General features: G+C 46.6%; 4 protein-coding genes. 3 read left to right on the forward strand and 1 reads right to left on the reverse strand.

Features of this window, described 5'->3' with window-relative positions; translation table 11 throughout:
* From KDK16_RS00570 to KDK16_RS00580, 3 genes are all read left to right on the forward strand, one after another.
* The coding region (locus KDK16_RS00570) for a YeaH/YhbH family protein (RefSeq protein WP_257274227.1) at positions 1-641 on the forward strand (641 nt) is incomplete at its 5' end.
* A gap of 32 nt (positions 642-673) precedes the next feature.
* Positions 674-2209, forward strand: a complete 1536-nt coding sequence (locus tag KDK16_RS00575) for a SpoVR family protein (RefSeq protein WP_257274228.1) — start codon at positions 674-676, stop codon at positions 2207-2209.
* Positions 2210-2684: 475 nt separating this feature from the next.
* Entirely contained in the window at positions 2685-3107 is a 423-nt protein-coding gene (locus KDK16_RS00580; protein ID WP_257255491.1) for an H-NS histone family protein, read from the forward strand.
* 189 nt (positions 3108-3296) lie between these two features.
* On the opposite strand, the gene phoR is transcribed toward KDK16_RS00580, so the two are convergent.
* Positions 3297-4554 (reverse strand): phosphate regulon sensor histidine kinase PhoR (gene phoR, locus KDK16_RS00585; protein ID WP_306670681.1); only part of this gene is annotated, 1258 nt, incomplete at its 5' end.

Raw genomic sequence — 4554 nt, forward strand, 5'->3', positions numbered from 1 at the left:
GTGAGAAGATTAAAGAGCTCAATGGCAAGCTGAAAAAGCTGCCCTTTATTGATGACTTTGATCTCAAGTACAACAACCTGATCAAAGTTCCCAGCCCCAGTAACAAGGCTGTGATGTTTTGTGTCATGGATGTCTCCGGCTCCATGACACAGGAAATCAAAGACATGGCCAAGCGCTTTTTCATCCTGCTCTATCTGTTCCTGCAACGTAATTACAAACAGATCGAAGTCGTCTTTATTCGGCACCACACTGCCGCAAAGGAAGTCGATGAGGATGACTTCTTTTATTCCCGGGAAACCGGCGGAACCATTGTGTCCAGTGCCCTGGAAATGACCCGCGACATTATCAATAACCGTTACAATCCGGTGGACTGGAACATTTATGTTGCTCAGGCTTCCGATGGCGATAACTGGGAAGGGGATTCCAGCGTTTGCTCCAAAATTCTGACTGAACAGATCATGTCAAAGGTTCAATATTTTTCCTACGTCGAAATCACCGACCGGGCTCACCAGAACCTGTGGCGTGAATACGAAAGCATAGCTGAACAGTTCGCCGATCAGTTTGCCATGCAGCAAATCAAAACACCGAATGACATTTATCCGGTGTTCCGTCGCCTGTTTGAGAAAAAAGAAACCGTATAAGCGATAAATCAGTCATGAGTGAGGTGACGGCCATGAGCAAGGGGAAAGCGGCTAAAGAGAAACAACCCATCTCCACGGGTTCAGAATGGACTTTTGATCTCATTCAGGAATACGACCGTGAGCTGGCACGTCTGGCTGACAAGTTCCGGCTGGACACTTACCCGAATCAGATTGAGGTCATCAGTGCCGAACAGATGATGGATGCCTACTCTTCCACAGGTATGCCATTAATGTACAGCCACTGGAGCTTTGGCAAACAGTTTCTCCATACCCAGCAGAATTATCAGCGTGGCCGCATGGGGCTGGCTTATGAAATTGTGATCAACTCCAACCCCTGCATTGCTTATCTCATGGAAGAAAACACCATGACCATGCAGGCTCTGGTTCTGGCCCATGCCAGTTATGGTCATAACTCTTTTTTCAAGAGTAACTATCTGTTCCAGACCTGGACCGATGCCGAGTCCATCATTGACTACCTGATGTTTGCCAAACGTTATGTTGCTGAGTGCGAAGAAAAATATGGCGTTGAAGCGGTTGAAGATGTTCTGGACGCTGCCCATGCTCTTATGAATCAGGGTGTGAATCGCTATAAGCGCCCAAGACCACTATCAGCAGAACAGGAAAAAGAGCGCCAGCAGGAAAGAGCAGAATACATTCAGAGAACCCTGAACGACATCTGGAGCACCATTCCAAAAGCTGAAGAGAAAGAAGAGAAAAAAGTTCAACGCTTTCCCAAAGACCCGGAAGAAAACATTCTCTACTTTCTGGAAAAAAATGCACCACTGCTGGAAACCTGGCAGCGTGAACTGCTGCGAATCGTCAGGAAAGTGTCCCAATACTATTACCCTCAACGCCAAACCCAGGTCATGAACGAAGGCTGGGCCTGCTTCTGGCACTACCATCTTCTCCATGAGCTTTATGAGGAAGGAAAAGTCACCGATGGCTTTATGCTGGAGTTCCTGCACTCTCACTCCAGCGTCGTGTACCAGCCTCCTTTTGATAGCCCACACTACAGCGGCATTAACCCCTACACACTGGGCTTTAGTATGTTCCAGGATATTCGCAGAATCTGTGAAAATCCTACCGATGAAGACAAGCACTGGTTCCCGGACATTGCCGGCAGTGACTGGCTGGAAACCGTGCACTTTGCGATGCAGAACTTCAAGGATGAAAGCTTTATTTTACAATTCCTGTCTCCCAAGGTCATGAGAGACCTCAGACTCTTCTCGATTCTCGATGACGACAGCAAATCCTATCTGGAAGTCGATGCGATTCATAACAGCACCGGATATAAAGAAGTAAGGGAGTCACTGGCTGCCCAATACAACCTTGGGAACCGAGAACCCAATATCCAGGTATTTGACGTCGACGTTCGTGGCGACCGTACCCTGACCCTGAGACATTACCAGCATCAGGGACGCCCGTTGGACAATAGCACTGAAGAATTACTCAGGCATGTACATCGTCTCTGGCAATTTGATGTCAAACTGGAGTCGGTTAACATTGATAACAAGGTCAGCAAAAGCTATCAATGTCCAGATAAGAAAGATTCCGAAAAGTCTCGCTAAAAGATATGAGAGACAAACAAGATTCTTTTTAATATTTAAAACTAATAAGAATTAAAAAGTAATCTAATCCTGCCTGTACCCTATCCATTGATAACCCATACCCCACTGTCATGGCAGTGGGATATGCACCTCCTGTTCGATGCAAAAAAAGGGGATTACGTCCATAGCCTGAGATTTAATCGATAACGATACTCTTAAAGAGCCAAATGCACAGCTAGCTATCTGGTTCTTTAAGAAATAAGCAATATCAAGTCAAAACCATTCAATTCATTAGCACGTCTGATTGACCCAAAACTGTTTATCTATTGTACAATCGCCCCTATCAACTCATAAAATGTTATTAAATCTATTTGAATAGGTCATAAAAGCACATTAAATGCTTCCATCAATTTAAAGCTTCCTGTATAAATAGGCACTTTCATCGTTGAAAATCATTAATACCCCACCGATTTGGCCTGAATTGGGAGTTCCTTGAATGAACGTTTTTGAAGAAATTCATCACCGCCTGAGCAGTAAAGCACGGATCCGCTCTCTGTTTAAAGATGTTCATGTTGAAGATCTTGAGCGTATCATCTCCAGAATGCAGGACGTACTGCAGGAGAAAGTTGAAGCCCGCAATAAAATTGACGAAGAGCGTCAAGCCAAACTGAAAAGCATTGAAGCCGTTAAGCAAATCATGGCTGAGCGTGGCATTTCAATGGATGATCTGGACCACCTGGAAGTAGCGGCTCCAAAACGTCGTCGTAATGTCCAGAGATTTACTTTTGAATACCGAACTGAAGCGGGAGACACCGTTCAGTGGGATGGCTCTACCACAGGCCGTCTGCCACGTGACTTCCAGAGCTACCTGGACCGCACCGGCAAGAAGCGTCTGGACTGCGTGGTTGAAGAAGAATAAGTCGACCGTTTTCAGGATTTCAGACTCGCCTCCAGTCCGCTGTTTCTTGAATACAGACATCATTCAATAGTCAGGGTAACAGACTCTGAGAAACAAACCATTCGAATGACGAGACCATCAGAAGATTAATCGTTTTTTGGTGGTCTGCTAAAAAGCATAAAAGGAGCTACCACTCCTTTTATGCTTTTTTCATGAGTGTTCCAGCTCAAGGCATTTTGCCGGGAAATGGCAAACAAAACGGCTGCCTTTCCCCGGATGACTGCTGATAGTGAGTTTGCCTCCATGTCTTAGCATGACGTGCTTGACGATAGCCAACCCGAGTCCTGTTCCTCCGGTACTCTGGCTACGGCTTTTATCAATCCGGTAAAAACGTTCAGTCAACCTGGGAATATGCATGGGGTCAATACCGACACCGTTATCTTTCACCATCATATGTCCGCCTTCCTTATCCTGCCACCAGCGCAAATGTATCTTGCCACCTTGCGGTGTATAGCGCACAGCATTAAAGACCAGATTCGAGAAGGCACTGCGTAACTCACTGCTACTGCCAGCCAAAAAGACATCTTCAGGACAGTCCAGTGAAATCTGATGCTGGTTTTCGCCACTGAGTGCACACCCGTCTTCAACAATGCTGTTCAGCATGGTTTTAAGATGCACCCCGTTTTCATCTGCCTGAGCTTCGGCCGACTCCAGCTTGGACAGCAACAGCAGGTCTGCCACCAGATTCTGCATTCTCAGTGACTGTTCCTGCATCCTGTTTAGCGCTTTCTCCCAAACAGGAGGCAGGCCTGAATCGGGGCCCAGACTGTCCAGCATGGTTTCAAGGTACCCGGACACAACTGTCAGCGGTGTTCTCAATTCATGAGAAACATTAGCAACAAAGTCTTTTCTCATGACCTCCAGCTGATTCAAACGCGTGACATCTCTCACGGTCATCAGACGATTGCCTTTGCCATACACCGTTATATTAAATTGCAGTTGATAATCCGGATTGACAGGAGAGGGAATCTCAAGAGCTTTTTGATAACCACCCTGCTCAAAGTAGTCAGCAAACCTTGGATCACGCAACAGGTTGGTAATCAATTGCCCTTTATCGTCAGGCGTCTTCAGACCCATCAAGCTTTCAGCAGCAGGATTCCACCATTCCAGGTTACTCTGATTATCGATCATCACAACACCGTCATTAAGCGCAGCAGTTGATTCCTGAACGCGCTCAATCACTCCGGCCAGCTTTTGCCGGGAGCGACTGTGCTGTTTCTGTAATCGATAGATACCATCAAAAATTTCACCCCAGAACCCTTTACTCTCAGGGGGTTCTTTGCTCCTGGCCTTGGGATCATTCAGCCAGACCAGTAGTTTGAAAAGTTGGCGGAAGCTCCAGACAAAATAACCCCCCATCCCCACACAGAGCCCTAAAAAAGGTTGTCCACTTAGCCAGCCCAGGGAA

The sequence above is a fragment of the Endozoicomonas sp. SESOKO4 genome (assembly GCF_024606275.1).